This window comes from Phycisphaerales bacterium (assembly GCA_016716475.1).
GTDB lineage: Bacteria > Planctomycetota > Phycisphaerae > UBA1845 > Fen-1342 > JADJWG01.
Genome location: JADJWG010000004.1, coordinates 291,555 through 309,073 on the forward strand (window position 1 = coordinate 291,555; position 17,519 = coordinate 309,073).

The 17,519-nt window shown below is 65.0% G+C and carries 14 protein-coding genes and 1 pseudogene; 10 read left to right on the forward strand and 5 right to left on the reverse strand.

The annotated features are described in order from the left end of the window. Positions 1–38: 38 nt before the first annotated feature. Positions 39–1,310 (forward strand): imidazolonepropionase, encoded by a 1,272-nt coding sequence (locus IPM18_15275; protein MBK9120941.1) that lies wholly within the window; start codon positions 39–41, stop codon positions 1,308–1,310. Positions 1,311–1,325: 15 nt separating this feature from the next. On the opposite strand, the gene IPM18_15280 is transcribed toward IPM18_15275, so the two are convergent. Beyond that, positions 1,326–2,114: a phytanoyl-CoA dioxygenase family protein gene (locus IPM18_15280; protein MBK9120942.1), complete on the reverse strand. Its 789-nt coding sequence runs from the start codon at positions 2,112–2,114 to the stop codon at positions 1,326–1,328. A gap of 223 nt (positions 2,115–2,337) precedes the next feature. On the opposite strand from IPM18_15280, the gene IPM18_15285 reads away from it, so the two are divergent. From IPM18_15285 to IPM18_15315, 7 genes and pseudogenes are all read left to right on the forward strand, one after another. Continuing rightward, positions 2,338–3,315 (forward strand): alpha/beta hydrolase, encoded by a 978-nt coding sequence (locus tag IPM18_15285; protein ID MBK9120943.1) that lies wholly within the window; start codon positions 2,338–2,340, stop codon positions 3,313–3,315. 393 nt (positions 3,316–3,708) lie between these two features. Further along, positions 3,709–4,335 carry a hypothetical protein gene (locus IPM18_15290; protein MBK9120944.1) on the forward strand — a complete coding sequence of 209 codons (627 nt, stop codon included), beginning with the start codon at positions 3,709–3,711 and terminating at the stop codon, positions 4,333–4,335. Between the two features lie 196 nt (positions 4,336–4,531). Then, on the forward strand, positions 4,532–5,170 hold the full coding sequence (locus IPM18_15295) for a DNA-3-methyladenine glycosylase I (protein ID MBK9120945.1): 639 nt from the start codon (positions 4,532–4,534) through the stop codon (positions 5,168–5,170). Next, entirely contained in the window at positions 5,167–5,709 is a 543-nt protein-coding gene (locus IPM18_15300; protein MBK9120946.1) for a DinB family protein, read from the forward strand. The genes IPM18_15295 and IPM18_15300 overlap by 4 nt, the downstream gene beginning before the upstream one ends. A 142-nt stretch (positions 5,710–5,851) precedes the next feature. After that, a complete protein-coding gene (gene gyrA, locus IPM18_15305) occupies positions 5,852–8,398 on the forward strand; it encodes a DNA gyrase subunit A (protein MBK9120947.1) in 2,547 nt (848 codons plus the stop codon). Between the two features lie 226 nt (positions 8,399–8,624). Further along, positions 8,625–9,125 carry a UvrB/UvrC motif-containing protein gene (locus tag IPM18_15310; protein ID MBK9120948.1) on the forward strand — a complete coding sequence of 167 codons (501 nt, stop codon included), beginning with the start codon at positions 8,625–8,627 and terminating at the stop codon, positions 9,123–9,125. Beyond that, a pseudogene (locus IPM18_15315) lies at positions 9,122–10,174 on the forward strand (protein arginine kinase). Before IPM18_15310 ends, IPM18_15315 begins: the two are co-directional and overlap by 4 nt. Before the next feature lie 75 nt (positions 10,175–10,249). On the opposite strand, the gene IPM18_15320 reads toward IPM18_15315, so the two are convergent. Continuing rightward, a complete protein-coding gene (locus IPM18_15320) occupies positions 10,250–11,350 on the reverse strand; it encodes a DUF444 family protein (protein MBK9120949.1) in 1,101 nt (366 codons plus the stop codon). A gap of 133 nt (positions 11,351–11,483) precedes the next feature. After that, the gene (locus IPM18_15325) at positions 11,484–13,268 is read right to left on the reverse strand and encodes an SLC13 family permease (protein MBK9120950.1); all 1,785 of its coding nucleotides are present in this window, start codon (positions 13,266–13,268) and stop codon (positions 11,484–11,486) included. A 117-nt stretch (positions 13,269–13,385) separates the two neighbouring features. Between IPM18_15325 and IPM18_15330 the strand changes: the two genes are divergently transcribed. Beyond that, on the forward strand, positions 13,386–13,823 hold the full coding sequence (locus tag IPM18_15330; GenBank protein ID MBK9120951.1) for a DUF202 domain-containing protein: 438 nt from the start codon (positions 13,386–13,388) through the stop codon (positions 13,821–13,823). Between the two features lie 184 nt (positions 13,824–14,007). Here IPM18_15330 and IPM18_15335 read toward each other — a convergent pair whose 3' ends face one another. Both IPM18_15335 and IPM18_15340 read right to left on the reverse strand, forming a co-directional pair. Next, positions 14,008–14,688 carry a hypothetical protein gene (locus IPM18_15335; protein ID MBK9120952.1) on the reverse strand — a complete coding sequence of 227 codons (681 nt, stop codon included), beginning with the start codon at positions 14,686–14,688 and terminating at the stop codon, positions 14,008–14,010. Between the two features lie 334 nt (positions 14,689–15,022). Continuing rightward, positions 15,023–16,777: a glutamine--tRNA ligase/YqeY domain fusion protein gene (locus IPM18_15340; GenBank protein ID MBK9120953.1), complete on the reverse strand. Its 1,755-nt coding sequence runs from the start codon at positions 16,775–16,777 to the stop codon at positions 15,023–15,025. Between the two features lie 213 nt (positions 16,778–16,990). On the opposite strand from IPM18_15340, the gene IPM18_15345 reads away from it, so the two are divergent. Then, positions 16,991–17,518, forward strand: a complete 528-nt coding sequence (locus IPM18_15345; GenBank protein ID MBK9120954.1) for an NUDIX hydrolase — start codon at positions 16,991–16,993, stop codon at positions 17,516–17,518. Position 17,519 lies beyond the last annotated feature (1 nt).

Consider the following 17,519-nt stretch of genomic DNA (forward strand, 5'->3'; position numbering starts at 1 on the left):
GCGCGCGTGCCGCTGGACCCGGGTACCGGGAGATCCGCATGTCCATCGTCAAGCCGGTAGACCGCAGTCTGTTGATCACCGACATCGGCGAATTGGTCGCCGTCCCGCCGGGGCCGCTCATGGGCGCGGCCATGGGCGCGGTCCCCCTCCTGCGGAACGCTGCGCTGTTGATCCGCGACGGCAAGATCGCGTGGCTCGGCGCACAAACGGACGCCCCACTCGACGAGGGTGTGGCGACTCTCTCGGCAGAGGGCGGCTGCGTCATCCCGGGACTGATCGACCCCCACACCCACATTCCCTTTGCGGGCGAACGCAGTGGCGAGTTTGTCCGGCGCGTTGCCGGCGAGAGCTACCTGCAGATCATGCAGGCCGGCGGCGGCATTCGCACGACCACGCAGGCGGTGCGGCGCGCAAGCGTGGCCGATCTGGTTGCGGAAAATCAGCCGCGGCTGCGCCGTATGCTCGCTTGCGGTGTCACGCGGGTGGAGTGCAAGAGCGGCTACGGGCTTACGCCGGAGGATGAGCTGAAGCAGCTCGAGGCCATTCGTCTGCTCGATCAGCAGACCCCGCAGGATCTCGACGCCACGTACCTCGGCGCCCACGCCGTCCCTGCTGAGTTCGATGGCCGGGCTGACGAATACATCGAGCGCATGAGTGCCCCCGAGCTGCTCGCCGAAATCGCCGGCCGCAGTCTGGCCCGCTTCTGCGATGTGTTCTGTGACCGCGGCGCGTTCGATGTTTCCCAGTCCCGCCGCTACCTGATCCGTGCTGCGCAGGCTGGGCTGCGCCCCAAGCTTCATGCTGACGAGCTCGCCCCAATCGGCGCTACGCGCCTGGCCGGCGAGGTTGGCGCAATCTCCGCCGATCACCTGGAGTGCATCGACGAGGATGGCATCGCGGCGCTGCGGACAGCCGGCACCATTGCGGTGGTGCTGCCGGGCACATCATTCTTCCTCGGCATTCCGCACTGCGACGCACGTCGACTCATGGATGCCGGGCTGGCGGTTGCGTTGGCCACGGACTTCAACCCCGGCTCGTGCATGCTGGAGTCGCTTCCCTGGATCATGACCATCGCCTGCTGCCAGCTCCGGATGCAACCGCTCGAGGTGCTGGTGGCCTGCACGGCCAACGCGGCCGCAGCGCTGGATGTCCACTGGCGCACCGGCGCACTAGTCCCCGGCTACGATGCGGACGTGGTGGTCCTCGCAGCGCCAACCTTGGCGCAGTGGTTCTACACCGCCGGACGACCGCGGGTGCGGGCGGTCATCAAGAGCGGGCAGATTGTGCACCGCGACCCGCACGCGGAGTAGCCGCCGAGGCGGGGGCTACAGGCCGGAGCCGGTGGCGAGGGCTTCGCCATGGGCCAAGGGGTTCACGCCGCGCAACATGAGGCCGAGCGCGTGCGAGTTATCGTGGCGCTGCACGGTCATCTGGTCGGCCGGGTCACGGACCTGAATGAGTGCCGTCTTGCGGGTGCGGGGGGAGCGGTTGATATCCGAACCGTGAACCAGCAGGTAGTTGAAGAAAACCACGTCGCCGCGTCGGGCGGGCAGGGGAGTCGCACCGGCGATCGGCCACTGGGCGGGATCGACGTAGGCCTGGCGCTCGTCCATGATCGGCAGCGGGCCGAGCTTGTGTGTGCCGGGGTAGACGCGGAAGCAACCCATCTCCTCGGTGGCGTCGGAGAGGTGCAGAATCGCGGCCATCATCGTGCCGAGGGTATGGGGGAAGTACGGATAGTCCTGATGCATCGGGAAGGCGGAGCCGCGCTCCGGCGGCTTGATGAAGGCCTTCGAGTGATGCAAAGCGACATTGGGGCCGAGCAGGTCCGCGAGGGCGCCGGTGAGGCGTTCGTGGAGGAGAAAACGCGCCCACGCGGCGGAGTAAGTCTGGACGTCGTGGGTGTGCAGAATCTCGGTTTTCGGCTGCCCGGCTTTCCAGTCGCCGGCCCAGGTGGCATCGATGTTCGCGGCGTTGCGGAGGCGCCGTTCTACGAGGGCATCGAGCTCGCGTTCCATCTCGTCAAGCTCGGCCGAGCGGAAGAGGCCGCCGGTCATGACATAGCCGTGCTCGTGATAATGGGCGATCTGCGGTTCCGAGAGTTCATGGGGCATGGATAGCTCACTGTGGGGATAGTTTGTCCTGTGGACCCTTGCGGGGACATCGTAGCGCTGGGTACCTGGCGGTTGCACGGGTAGCGGCGGTACAACCGGGGCTGTCAGCCCTGCTTGTTCGAACGCGCGCCTACCCATGCGGCGTGCCGCCCGCCGGCCCAGCGCGTGTATGTTACCATGCCAAGGTGTCTTCCGCGTCCGGGAGTCCTGTGGGAGTGCGGCCATGGGGAGCTTGCGTTGGCCAACCTGGCGGGACCGCCTGTCCGGCGAAGCTGGCGGGGGTGGCGTACCGGGTGAAGCGCCGGCGGAATCACGGGCTGCGCGCCGCCGCCGATTGCGGCAAAGGTCCCTGCGCCGCTGGCTGGTGCGCGGAGTGGTCCTCCTGCTGGTTCTGCTCTACAGTCGTACCGTGGGATTCGACCGGCACCTCTTCTACTACCCCAGCCGCGAGCAGTACGACCATCCCACCGACTTCGGCCTGCGGCACGAGGACGTGTTCTTCGAGACCGACGACGGCGTGCGGTTGCACGGCTGGTGGCTGTTTGCCCAGGGACCGCCGCGCGGCATCGTCGTGCACTTTCATGGAAACGCGGCCAACGTCACCGCCCATGTGGGGCTGATCGAGTGGCTGCCGCACGCCGGTTACCATGTGCTACTTTTCGATTACCGCGGCTTCGGCCGGTCGGAGGGGACCGTTTCACGGCGCGGTACGATCCGTGATGGGCACGCGGCCGTGACGTTCGCCGCCCAGCGGCCGGAGGCCGGCGAATTGCCACTGTTCGGCTACGGTCAGTCGCTGGGGGGCGCGGTGGGTATCGTGGTGGCGGCGGAGCGGCTGGAGTTGCGCGCCATCGTTGCGGAGTCGACGTTCAGCGGATACGGGGCCATCGCGCGGGCGCATGCGCGGCGGGTGCTCCCGGTGCCGGGGGTTTCGGATGTATTGGCGTGGCTCATCGTCGGAGGCGGCTACGACCCGATTGATGTGGTCCACCGGCTGGCGCCACGGCCAGTCCTGATTATCGCGGCTGAACGGGACGAGACGTGTTTTCCGGAACTGGCGGAGCGGCTGTACGCTGCGGCCGGGGAACCGAAGGCGTGGTGGTTGGTGCCGGGGGCGCGCCACCTGGAGATTGTGGGCATGGTGCGGGGGGAGTTGATCGAGCGGGTGACGAAGCTGTTTGAGAACGCCCCACCACCATGAATAGGTCCCATTTTATTCGGTCGTACTAGTTGGCATACACATAGATGAGTAAAAACCCCTTTTTTGTTTGCGTACTCGACCAGGGGGAGTAAACTTGAATCAAGGTCGAAGAAACACGCGCTGCATTTCGGAGTTTTCCATCCTTCGCGGTGTGTTTGGATGCGGAGAGAATAGGAGAGAAGCGTTTACCGGGTACTGAACGGGTACTCTCAGCAATGAATCAGCTTGCAGTGCAATAGTCTCCGCGGCTGCCGGTACCAAGGAGCTGCGCGGGCGGCGGATCGTCGGTGGCAAGTTCAAACTGTGCAAGCCGGTCGCGCTGCCAAGACCATGAGCAAGCTTACCAAGCGTGTTCGGGAGTGTGTTCAGTTCGAAGGGAATCAGGAGAAGGTTATGAGAGTGCGAATTTGTGCTGCGATGGTCGTCGCAGCGGGCCTGGCGGCTACTGCCCAGGCCGGAGTCACCTACGGGTTCTTCCACATCAGTAACAATTCGGGGCAGGCGGCGCAAGTTGCGCAACAGCTCTGGGTCGAAGTGGACTCGCCGGCGTTGGGCGTTGGCTCGTTCCGATTTACGAACAATGTCGGCATTGCCTCGTCCATCACGGACATCTACTTTGACAATTCCGGTGGTGTGCTGAATCACACATCGTCCGTGATTTCGCAGAGCGCCGGGGTGAGCTTCTCGTCACCGGCGAGTCCCCCGAGTTTGCCGGGTGGCGCGAATCACAACTGGACTACGCATTACAGTGCGGACTCTGACACCCCGATTTCCGCAAACGGGGTCAACGCGGCCGCGGAGTGGGTCCAGTTTAACTTCAACCTGGCGAACGCCGGGTGGGGTCTCCCCCAGATCCTGCAAGCCATCAACACCGGCGGACTCCGCTTCGGACTGCATGTGCAGTCCATTGGAACGAGTGGAAACAGCGACGCATTCATCAACGTCCCAGCCCCTGCGGCTATTCTGCTCGGCCTGATGGGTCTCGGCGGTGCCAGCGCCCTCCGCCGCAAGCTCGGGTAGCCGGCAGAACAGTCTCGGGCCGATGACGGTCTGATGTCAGTAGCGCGTTCAGCGGCCGACGTCTCCCCCTGGGGATGTCGGCCGCGAAGCTTTTACTGTCCTATAGTCACGATTACCGTCTGCAACTCTTTGCTGCATCCGTAAGGATCAGGTACCCTCTAACCGCCGATTCCCGTCTTTCGAAGGGGAAACCACGATGCGCCGCTGCCCCTGGGTCCGCAACGAACTCGACCAGCGTTACCACGATACCGAGTGGGGTGTACCGTGCTACGACGACCGGGTGCTGTTCGAGTTTCTCATTCTCGAGGGCGCCCAGGCCGGCTTGAGCTGGGCCACCATTCTCGCCAAGCGTGAGAACTACCGCAGTGCTCTGCACGGCTTCGACCCTGTAAGCATTGCCCGATACACGTCTCGGGATAGCGAGCGCCTGCTTGGGAATCCCGGTATCGTGCGGAACCGGCTGAAGATCGCGGCGACGATTGCCAACGCCCAGGCCTGTCTCCGCGTGCAGGCGGAGTATGCCGGGCGGGGTGGACTGGCAGGATACCTGTGGCAGTTCGTGGATGGCCGGCCGGTCACGAACCGCTGTCGTATGCCGGCCGAGGTGCCCACCCGGAGTGCGGTATCGGATGCGCTGAGCAAGGATCTGAAGCGGCGGGGGTTCAAGTTCGTGGGCTCGACGATCTGCTACGCGTTCATGCAGGCGGTCGGGATGGTGAATGACCACCTGGTCGAGTGCTTCCGCCACGCGGAGGTGCAGTCGGCTGGGGATCCCGCGCCCGGTCGAGATCGGTTTCGCTCGGTAGACAGCCGAAGACCGGAGGAGCCGGCATGACGAACGCCACATTTCATGTGCTGCTGGAGCACAACGCCTGGGCTACAGCCGTGCTGATCGACGATGCGGCGCGATTGACTGCGGCGCAGTTCTGCCTGCGGTTCGACATCGGGCCGGGCAGTCTGCACGACACGTTGCGGCATATCGTGGGTGCCATGTGGCGCTGGGCGGACCGCATCGGCGCGCAACCGTTGCGGCCCTCGATCGAGGACGATCCGGAGACGCTGCCACCGGATGCACTGCGACGGCTGCTGGCAGGTGCGACGGAGGAGTTGCGGGGGGTGGTGGCGCGCGTGGAGGCCACCCAGCGCTGGGAGGAATGGATGGTTTTTCCCGTGCCGGAGGGGCCGACGTACCGGTTCACGCGGCGGGCGGCGCTGCTGCACGTATTGACCCACGGGATGCACCACCGGGCCCAGGCGCTGAATATCCGCCGCCGGCTGGGGCTGCCGCCGCTGGGGCTGGATCTTGACGTGGTCGAGTGGGAGTGTGTTCGCACGGGACAGATATCAATTCCGCCGGATACCGCGGAGCGTTGAGTCCGCGGGTGGCACCGACCCGCGCGAGCATTCACGGAGGCCGCTTGCCCGGCGTGGTCGCCGATCCGCTGCGGGGTTCAGAGCGGGGGGTTTCCGAGTATAATTCGGCCCGTAGCTGGTCCCGGCCGTGCAGGAGATTGGTTTGACCGCATCGACCATGCCCCCGAGTTCGCATCTGCCGACGCCCATCGCGCAGGAGATGCAGGAGTCGTATCTCACCTATGCGATGAGCGTGATCATGGCCCGCGCGCTGCCGGATGTGCGTGACGGGCTGAAACCTTCGCAGCGGCGCATCCTGGTGGCGATGCACGATCTGAACCTGCGGGCAAACGGGGCGCACCGCAAGTGTGCCAAGATTTGCGGCGACACCAGCGGCAACTACCACCCGCACGGGGAGGGCGTGATCTACCCGACCCTGGTGCGCATGGGCCAGGAATGGAGCATGCGGCACCTGCTGGTGGATCCGCAGGGCAACTTCGGCAGCATCGACGGCGATCCGCCGGCGGCGATGCGGTACACCGAGGCACGGCTGACGGGGCCGGCCGAAGAGATGCTCGCCCACATCGATGAGGACACGGTCGACTTTGTCGAGAACTACGACAGCACGCGGGAAGAGCCGGTAGTACTACCAAGCCGTTTCCCGAACCTGCTGGTCAACGGTTCGGAGGGCATCGCCGTCGGGATGGCGACGCGGCTCCTGCCGCACAACCTGGCGGAGATCTGTGACGCGATGATCGCGCTGCTCGACCGGCCGGAGCTGACGGTCGATGAGCTGCTGCGGATCGTGCCGGGACCGGATTTTCCGACGGGCGGGCAGGTATGCGGTACGGCCGGGATCCGGGACGCGTTCGAGACGGGGCGCGGGGCGCTGGTGCTGCGCGGCAAAATGCGGGTGGAGGACGCCAGCGGGGGCCGGGTCCATATCGTGGTCGACGAGATTCCGTACGGGGTGCTGCTGCCGACGATCAAGGATCGCATTCACGATGCGGTGCAGAACGGCACGCTGAAAGGCATCGAGGACATCCGCGACGAGTCCGGCCGCGACCAGATGGTCCGACTGGTGATCATCCTGCGGAAGGATGCCAATGCGAACGTCGTGATGAACCAGCTTTGGAAGTACACGCCGCTGCAGAGCACCGTGCACGCGCTGAACATCGTGCTGGTCAACCGGGTACCGAAAACGCTGTCGCTCAAGCAGTTGATCGAGCACTTCCTCGCACACCGGGTGAACGTAATCCGGCGGCGGACCATGTTCCGGCTGCGCAAGGCGCGGCAGCGGGCCCACGTGCTGGAGGGGTTGATCCTCGCGATCGCGGACATCGACGAAATCATCGCGCTGATCCGGCATTCGCCCGATGCGGACACGGCGCGGCAGCGGTTGATGGACCGCGAACTGCGGCTGAGTGAGGCCGCCACGGTGCGGAAGCTGCTGCCGGAATCGTTCGTGGCGCGCACCCGGGCGGCACCGCAGCGGCTGACGCGGACGCAGGCGGACGCGATCCTGGCCATGCAGTTGCGGCGCCTGACGGGCCTCGAGATCGAGCAGCTTGCGAAGGAGTACAGCGGGCTCGTGGAGGAGATCACCGATTACGAGCTGATACTTTCGGACGATCGCCGTGTGCGCGACATCATCGCCGAGGATTTGCGCGAGCTGAAAGAGAAATACGGTCAGCCGCGACGGACGCAAATCACCGGGCCGGTCGGCGAGATGAACATGGAGCAGCTCGTAGCGCGGGAGGACGTCGTACTGACGATCTCGCACGAGGGCTACATCAAGCGTGTGCCCGCGGATACGTTCCGTGCCCAGGGCCGCGGCGGCAAGGGCATCCGCGGGACGGACAACAAGGACGGCGACTTCATCGAGCACCTGCGGGTCTGCTCGACCCATGATTACCTGCTGGTCTTCACCAACCGCGGACGGATCTACTGGCTCAAGGCGTACGACGTGCCGAGCATGTCGCGGACGAGCCGCGGCCGGTCGCTGGCGAACGTGCTGACGATGCAGGACAACGAACGGCACATGGCGGTGCTGCCGGTGAGTGGCTTTGAAGAGCGGTTCGTGTTCTTCGCGACGGAGCGCGGGGTGGTGAAGAAAACGCCGTTGTCGGCATTTTCGAATCCGCGCCCGAGCGGGATCCAGGCGCTGACCCTGGACGACGGGGATTCGCTGATCGGCGTCGCGCTGACGAGCGGGGAGGACCAGATCGTCCTCGGCACGCGGCAGGGCATGGCGTGCCGGTTCGGCGAGGGCGATGTGCGGGCGATGGGCCGGACAGCACGCGGCGTGCGGGGGATCACGCTTGCCGCGGACGACATCGTCGTGGACATGGTCGTCGCGCAGCCCGGCATGAGTATCCTGACGGTCTGCGAGAACGGCTTCGGGAAGCGCACGGCATTGGAGGACTACCGGCTGACGCGGCGCGGCGGTAAGGGTGTGATCAACATACGCGCGACGGAGCGCAACGGTGCGGTCGTCGGCGTACGCGCCGTCACCGATGAGGACGAGCTGATCCTGATCACCGGCCGCGGGATCCTGATGCGCATGCCGCTGGACGAGCTGCGTGAGATCGGCCGGGCGACGCAGGGGGTGCGTTTGATTCGCGTGGAGGAAGATGACCAGGTGGTCGCGGTGGCGCGGGTCGCGACGGACCGGAGCAGCTCGGAAGCGGTAGAGGGCGAGCCGGAATAAGGGCGCGGACCCTGGGCCGTCCGGCGGTGGTGCGGTCCGGCGACGGAGGCCGGGGGCGTTTCGCCAGTGGGGGTGGTCGCAGCCGTGCGCATGTCCCTTGAGCATGACCCACGCCTCCGAATTGCCAACGGCCTGCCACCGCCGACGAGAGGCACGTCGCCTTGACGCTGTTCGGCGCGGATCGTAGGATCGATTCCGGTGGTCGCAGACTGTGGAGACTGACCCGATGGGGCTGTGTGAACGCTGCAAGAAAGCCAAGGCCACCTTTCACCTGACGAACATCGATCGTTCGGGCACGAAGGTCACGCGCAACCTGTGCGACCGCTGCGCCGGTGAGGAGGGGTTGCTGCAAACTCCGAAAAGCACGATCGACCTGAACGAAGTGCTGGAGAGCTTCATCGCCGGTGGCAAGGCCACCACGGCCGAGGTGAGCAACCTCGTGTGCGAGCACTGCGGCATCAGCTATGTGGAGTTCCGCAACCAGGGTTTGCTGGGCTGCGCGCACGACTATGACGTGTTCAAGGAGCAGATCACGAAGCTGCTGGAGCGGACACACGACGGGGCGACGCACCATATCGGCAAAGCACCGCGCAGCCAGGGCGCGGCGCGCAAGCCGCAGCAGGATCTCCGCCGGTTGCGCCGGCAACTCGAGGAGGCGGTCGCGGCCGAAGATTACGAACGGGCGGCGGAGCTGCGCGATCGCATGCGCGCCCTGGAGGGGCCATGAGCACCGCGCTGGACGACGTGGCCCGACGAGCGAGCCAGTGGCTGCGGGGGGATGGGCCGCTGCATGAGATCGTCATTTCATCGCGCGTGCGGCTGGCGCGGAACCTGCGTGGTTTTCCGTTTCTGCCACGCGCGGCGACGGAGACGAAACGCGAGATCGCGGACACCGTGGCGGCGGCGGTGCGACGGGCGCCGCTGCTGAAAGACCTGATCCAGATCGACGTGGAGCGACTCGATGAGCTGGACCGCACGCTCCTGGTCGAGCGGCACCTGATCAGCCGGCAACATGCCGAGGGAAGTGGTGCCCGGCAGGTTGCGTTTCAGCCGGACGAGGCGGCTTCGATCATGGTGAATGAGGAGGACCACCTGCGACTCCAGGTGATGCGGAGCGGGCTGCAGATCGAAGCGGCCTGGGAACAGATCAACGCGGTCGATGATGCGCTCGAAGAGCACCTGGAGTACGAGTTCCACGCACAGTACGGCTACCTGACCGCCTGCCCGACGAACGTGGGAACGGGTATCCGCGTCTCCGTGATGCTGCACCTGCCGGCGCTGCGGCTGACGAACGAACTGGAGAAGGTGGGGCAGGCGGCCCGCGATCTCAAGCTGGCGGTGCGCGGTGTGCATGGCGAAGGAACCGAGGCGCTGGGCGACTTCTTCCAGATCTCAAACCAGACGACGCTCGGGCGGACCGAGCTGGACATCATCGAGGACTTCAGCCGGGTCGTGATTCCCAAGATCGTCGAGTACGAAAAGGCGGCCCGGGAGGTGCTGCTACGGAACCGGCTGCAAGCGCTGGACGACAAGGTCTGGCGGGCGCTGGGGTTGCTGCGCAGTGCCCGGTTGATCAGTTCGAGCGAGGCGATGCAGTATCTGTCGCATGTGCGGATGGGGCTGCACATCGGCCGGCTCACGGCGATCGAACTGCAGACGCTCAATGAGCTGTTTCTGCAGATCCAGCCGGCACACCTGCAGAAGCTGTACGGTGAGCGGCTGACCGGGGAGCAGCGCAGCATCGAGCGGGCCGCGTTCATCCGCACCCGCCTGAGCCGCGAACTGAGGGTGGGTGGGGGGGCCCGGAGGCCGCGCGCCAGGCGCCCCGGCGCACTGGAGCTGGCCAGGTGCTCAGCGTCCGGTGGAGAAGAACTCCCGGATACTGTCGTAGATGTCGTCCTTGGTGTTGACCCGGCTGGTCACGAGGTTCTCGGCTTCGGCGAGGTGTTCGCGCAGGACGTTGATGAAGTGCCCGCTGCCGTACGCACTGGCGACCTGGCAATAGCCGAACTGGTTGGCCTGCGGGAGCAAATGCTCGCGCAGGATCTGGCAGCACTCACGGGAGTCGGCCTCTGAGGAGTTGTCACCGTCGGAGAAGTGAAAGAGGTAGATGTTCCACTCGTCGGGGGCATAGTGCTTGTCGAGCAGCGCGCGGCAGGTCTTGAAGGCGCTGCTGATCTTCGTACCGCCGTCCTCGCGAAGATGGAAGAACGTTTCGCGATCCACTTCGGACGCCTGCACGTCGTGTACGATGTAGCGACTCTCGATGCCTTCATAATTCCGGCGGAGCCAGGCGTCGATCCAGAAGGCCTCGAGGCGGACCAGCTCCTTCTGTTCGTGGCCCATGGAGCCGGAGACATCCATCATGTAGACAATCACGGCGTTGGACTGCGGCTTCTTGACGGGCTTCCAACTCCGGTAGAGCTTGTCGGTACGCTCGAAGACGATCCGCGGATTGTTCGGGTCGTAGGCCCCCGACATGATCATGCGGCGCAGGGCACGGCGGAAAGTGCGCTTGAAATGGCGTAGACTCTCCGGACCGGTCTGGCGGATGCTGCTGTAGCGATCCTTGACGCTGGTGATGTTGTGGCGCCCCTTCGGCTCGATGCGCGGGAGCTGCAACTCCTCGCCGAGGATGTCTGCCAGTTCCTCCAGCGAGACCTCCACTTCGAGGATATGCTTGCCGGGATCGGTTCCGCCGGGACCCACTCCGGCTTCATCGCCATCGACCGCCTGGCCGGCCTCGCCTTCCCCCTGACCGACGCCGTTGTTGTTGTTATCACCGTAACGGAAGTGCGGCAGCTCGATCCCCGGCACGGGGATACTGACGATGTGCTTGCCCTCTTTCCCGAGCAGCTCCCCGCGCGTCAGAAACTTGCGCAAGTCCTTACGGATACGCCCCTTGACGATCTGGCGGAAACGTTGGTGATCCTTCTCGATCTTCAGGGTCATGGGTTTCGCTGTCCGCCGTGCCCGCGGTTTACACGGGCCGTTACCACGACTTTATCGGGACACGCCTCAAAGGACTGTAGCGCGCTGCGTGTAGGATCATACTCGCCGCCCGGCTGACACTGCCAGCGTGCCGCTAACCCCCCGGCCGCAGCGGCCACACGAATAGCAGGAGTGGCACAGCAACCAACAGGATCACGACCTGGAGCGGCAGCCCAAGCCGCCAATAGTCGCCGAAGCGGTAGCCGCCGGGGCTCAACACGAGCGTATTCGACTGGTGACCGATAGGCGTCAGGAACGCGCACGAGGCGCCGATGGCCAGTGCCATCAGGAACGGGTCCGGAGAACATTCCAGGGCACTGGCGATGCGCAGCGCGATCGGGGCCAGCAGGACGACCGCAGCGGCGTTGTTGAGGATGTCGGAGAGGAACATCGCGATCAACAGCACGGCGACGACCATGGCCGACGGCGGCAGGAGTGCACCGAGGTACAGCAGGCCATCGGCGGCGAGCGCGGCCGCCCCCGTGGTCTCCAGCGCAACCCCGACGGGGATCATCGCACCAAGGAGGACGATGACCGACCAGTCGATGCTGTCGTATACGCCGCGCACGGGCACGAGGCCGATCCAGGTACAGGCGAGGGCCGCACCGACAAAGGCGAGTTCCGGACGAACCTGACCGGTGCTGGTCAGGATGACCGCCAGACCGAAGATGAGCACGGCCTGAAGGATGCGGCGCGGTTGGCCGACACGCAGAGAGCGTTCGGCGAGCGGGAGGCAACCGAGTTCGCCGATGGTGTCGGGCAGCGTGTCAGTGGGACCCTGGAGCAGCAGGATGTCACCGGGCCGGAAACGGATGTCGGCGAGGCGCGCCTTGAGGCGCGCATTCTGACGGGCGACCGCGAGGACGTTGACGCCGAAACGCCAGCGCAGGTTGGCGGTGCGTGGGGAACGGTTCACGAGGTAGCCGTCGGCGAGGACGATGACTTCCGTCGCAGTGGTGTCCTCCGATTTCAGCGGATCACTGGTGCGTTGCTCGCCGGCAACGAGCTCGAGCTGCGCAGAAGTGACGAAGCGGTCGATGTCCTCGGGGGCGCCCTCGACAATCAGGCGCTCGCCGGCGCTGAGGGTTTCGAGGCCCATGGGCAAGTCGATGCGCCGCTTACCGCGGACAAGCCCCGTGACCAGGATCTGGGTCTCAGACGCGCGGACGATGTCGCGGATACGGCGGCCGATGCTGCGGGATTCGTCGGAGACACGGAGTTCGGTGAAGTAGCGGCCGATTTCAAAAAGGTCCTCGGCGGATTTGGGGCTGGTGCGCTTCGGGACAAGTCGCCAGCCAAGCAGGGCGATAAAGAGTACTCCCGTGAGCGCCACGGCACCGCCGACAACAGCGAAGTCAAACATGCGGTAGGAAGCACCGGTGGCCTGCAGTCGAAAGTTGGATACGAGCAGGTTCGGCGGGGTGCCGATCAAAGTGGTCATACCGCCGAGCAGCGAGCCGAAAGCCAGGGGCATCAGAAAGAGCGAAGCCGAGACGCCGCGGCTACGGGCCATGCGAATCGCCACGGGCATGAGCAGTGAGAGTGCGCCAACGTTGTTAATGAACCCGGAAAGGAGGGTGACGAGACCCGTCAGCGCCAACAGTTGCACGGTGATGCCCCCGTGGATGCGCTGTGCCCAGCGACTGAATAGATCGACAACGCCGGCGTTGGTGAGGGCTCGGCTGAGCACGAGAACGGCCGCGACCGTGACGACCGCTGGCTGGGTGAAGCCGGTGAACGCCTCGCGTGGCGGCACAATTCCGAGCAGCGCAAGGATCAGGAGTGCGAGCAAAGCTACGAGGTCGTAACGCCAGCGACCCCAGAGGAAGAGCGCGAGAGTCAGTGTGAGGACGGCGAAGACGACAACTTGCTGCCACATCGCGAGGAACCGTATAGTGCCTTGGAAGCGGAGGGTGCGGCCGCAGTGTAGCGAATGGCCGGTACGACGGGAACGACTGGCCGCACTACCGTATCAGCGTGGAGGACACGTAGCCGCATGTCGAAGCGCAAGGTCTTGATGTCGCCGTACGCGCGGTTTCCGAAAGAGAAGCTGGAACTGCGCGACTACCTGGCGATCGACCGGACGGTCCTGTCCATCGATCGGACCATGCTGGCCTACCTGCATGCGGCGCTGGCATTGGTGGCGCTGGGGGCGTCGGCCATCAAAGTGTTCGACTCGCGTGTGCTGCAGGGTTTCGGTTGGGGATTCCTAGTAGCGGGTGTTCTGACGCTCGTGTTTGGAATTGCACGCGTGCGCGAAATGCGCGGGCGAATCCGCGAGGCGGTGGGCGGGAAAGAACTGCCGTCGCCGCCGGAACCGCAGCAGGAAACAAGACCCGCGCAGGAGAAGAAGCCACCCGCCGAACCCCCACCCCTCTCAAAGCCCGCTCCGCAGGTATCGCCTTCCGCACCGGATCAGGCGCGGACCCCGTGAATACGACCAAGGCGCTGGCGGCGCGGACGGGCTGGACATTCCGACCGGCCGATACGTTGAAGGTGTGATTCCAGGTGTTGCAAACAGAAGCATCCGCCCACTCCCAATCGCGGGGCGGGCGGATGCTGCGGATAGCATGGACCTCCGGCACTGGCTTGCCGCAGGCGCGATACGAAGAAGTTCATCAGGCCGAGGTGACCCGACGCCACATGCTGACACCGAGCAATCCGATTCCACCGAGCAGCACCGCCGCCGGCGCCGGGATGACCGGTACCGAATTGCTGGTCGTTGTCCCGTAGCTCATGTAGGCGTCACTCTGGCCGTCCGTGCCGATGCTGATCGCGTGCAGGCCGAAGCGGAGCGTGTTCGCCTGAATCGCGTCGACCACGTCGCTCAGGACGTTGCTGCCGGTGAGACTGAACGTCAGCACGACCGCTTCCCCGGTTTCGTTGATGCCGCGGTGCGGAGCAGGGCTGTTCGCGCTCGCGTGAAAATCCGATGCAAAGTTCGGCGTTACATTGCTACCGCTTGGGAGGTTGGTGGGACTCCCGTTCGCCGCGAACGCCAAAGTGCTCGCGGAGACCGCCGCCTGAACGCTGCTGACGCTTGTCATGCTGCTGAGCACGCCGGCCGCATCGTCGACATAGATCTGCGCCACCGTCGAAGCGATCCCGACACTGTTGGTGAACGCAAATGTCGCCAGGCCAGCGCCGGGCGAAGCCACCGACACGTTGAGTTGCGCGGCGATGTCCTGCGACGAGTTGTTGCTGATCCGGAAGAACCCGAAGTCATAGGCAGCCCAGGCCGGACTGGACAGCCCGACCGTGACGACAACGAGAGCGAGCACTGCCTGAAATCTCTTCACGAATGCACCTTTCCCTTCCTGAATATAATCTTCAAAAGTTGATTGCTTCTTTCAAGCCCGAAACCACACCATATTCAGTCTATATCGGGTTCGTGTGATTTGCAAGTATGAAAAAAGCCCCGGCGCCCGCGTGTGTTCACGTCAGCATAATCCTACCCAATCCGCACTTCAGCGCGATTATGGCTGTAACTGGCTATCTACCCTTAGTCTCGCCTGCGTACGATGGCACGATAAACACCACAATTGCAGTAAATGCAGTCATTCTACAACTTGAATATATGGGGACCTAGGGTGCCGCGCGGGCGGCTGTCTCGTGTGCTCCCCCGGGAAACAGCTACCGCTGCTTCTCCACCTTGGCCCAGGAATCCTTCAGCGTCACCGTGCGATTGAACACCAAACCGCCCGGCCGCGCGTCCGGATCGACGCAGAAGTATCCGTGCCGCTCGAATTGCAAGCGGTCACCGGGGCGCGCGCCGCCCAAGCTCTGTTCCACCCACACGGGTTTGAGGATCTCCAGCGAAGCCGGGTTGAGGTTGCTCTTCCAGTCCTGCCCCTCCCCATCCACATCGTTCGGGTCCGCCTTGGTGAAGAGGTTGTCGTAGAGTCGCACCTCGGCCGGCAGTGCGTGCGCCGCCGAGACCCAGTGCAGGGTACTTTTCACCTTGCGCCCGTCGGGGGCATCGCCGCCGCGGGTTGCCGGGTCATACTCACAGTGCACTTCGACCACCTCTCCGTGCTCGTTCTTGATGCAGCCCGTACAGCGGATCAGGTACGCATACCGCAGTCGCACCTCGTTGCCCGGGTACAAGCGCCAGTATTTCGGGGGTGGTTCTTCGCGAAAATCGTCCTGCTCGATGTACAGCACCCGTGCAAACGGCACCGCCCGCGTCCCTGCCGCCGGATCTTCCGGGTTGTTCACCGCGGTCATCTCCTCGAACTGATCCTCCGGGTAGTTCGTGATGACCACCTTCAGGGGCCGCAGCACGGCCATGGCCCGCGGGGCCGACTTGTTCAGGTGCTCGCGCACGCAGTGCTCGAGCAGCGCGAGATCGACGATGCTCTCGGTTTTCGACACCCCGATTCGCCGGCAGAAGTTCCAGATTGCTTCCGCCGTGTACCCCCGCCGGCGCAGCCCTGACAGCGTCGGCATGCGCGGATCGTCCCAGCCCCGCACGTCACCGGCCTTCACCAGCTCGAGCAGCCGCCGTTTGCTCATCACCGTGTAAGTGAGATTCAACCGCGCAAACTCGATCTGCTGCGGGTGATACAGGGCCAGCTGGTCCAGGAACCAGTCGTACAAGGGCCGGTGATTCTCGAATTCCAGCGTGCAGATCGAGTGTGTGATGCCTTCGATCGAGTCCTCGAACCCGTGCGCCCAGTCGTACATCGGGTAGATGCACCAGGCATCTCCCTGGCGGTGATGGTGCGCATGCATGATCCGGTACAGAACCGGGTCGCGCATGTTCAGGTTCGGGTGCGCCATGTTGATCTTCGCCCGCAGTGTCCGTGTGCCGTCCGGAAACTCGCCCGCCCGCATGCGGCGGAACAGGTCGAGATTCTCCGCCGCCGACCGGGTCCGGTGCGGACTGTCCTGTCCCGGTGACGTGAGTGTGCCGCGCCGCCGGCTGACTTCCTCAGGTCCGAGGTCGCACACATAGGCCTTGCCGGCGCGGATCAGGTCCTCCGCCCACGCGTACATCTGCTCGAAGTAGTCCGACGCGTACAGGACACCTGCGTGCGGATCATCCGCGTGCTGCCCGGCCCACCGCGCACCCAGCCAGCGCACGTCGGCGATGATCGAGTCGACGTACTCCTGCTCCTCTTTTTCCGGATTCGTATCGTCGAAGCGCAGGTTGAAGTGCCCGCCGTAATCCCGCGCTATCCCGTAGTTTAGGCAGATGCTCTTGGCGTGCCCGATGTGGAGGTAGCCGTTCGGTTCGGGTGGAAACCGCGTATGCACCCGGCCGCCGAAGCGTCCGGTCCGATTGTGCTCGTCGATGATTTCGCGAATGAAATCACGCGGTGTCGGTTCGGCCGCCGGTCCATCGTGGTCCGGGGGAGGAGTGCGGTCGTCTGCGGGTTTCGGCATGGTTGTTTTCGCGGAGCGGTGCGGATCCTGTGCATTGGGTCTGTGGGTCCGGCGCAACGCCGACCCGGGTGTTCCATCATATCGTGCGCTCGATGCACGCACCAAGTCGCCCCCGGCACCCCCGGCTTCTATAATCCCGGGTCCGGACGGGGTTCACGCGCCCGCGCGCGACGCTCCGGCACCGCCGGTCCACCGAACGTCTGATGAGGCCCGCTGCCCGTGCCCGATGAAGTCCTGCTCCGCAGCCGAAAATTCTCCGTGGCCCGACGCTTCGTGACCCGCGGCGAAGCCACGCACCCCTACGACGTGATCCTTCACCCTGGCGCGGTGGTCATCCTGCCGCTGCTCTCGGACGGGCGCATCGTCTTGATCCACAACCGCCGCCCGGCCGTCGGACGGGAGTTGCTCGAGCTGCCTGCCGGCACCCTCGACCCTGGCGAAGCCCCGGCGGTCTGCGCCGCCCGCGAGTTGGCCGAGGAAACCGGCTACCGCGCCGGCCGACTGACACCCCTGCTGGAATTCTACACCACGCCCGGCATGACGGATGAACGAATGCGCGCCTTCGTCGCCACCGAACTTGTGCCCGGGGACGCTGCCCCGGAGGAGACCGAGGAAATCCGCGTCGTGCCTTCTAGCCGGGCCGAGGTGCTCGCCGGCATCGCGGACGGTCGTATCGTCGACGCCAAGACCATCGCAACCGTCCTGTTCTTCGAGCGCTTCGGCGCCGTCAGGGGGGGCTGAA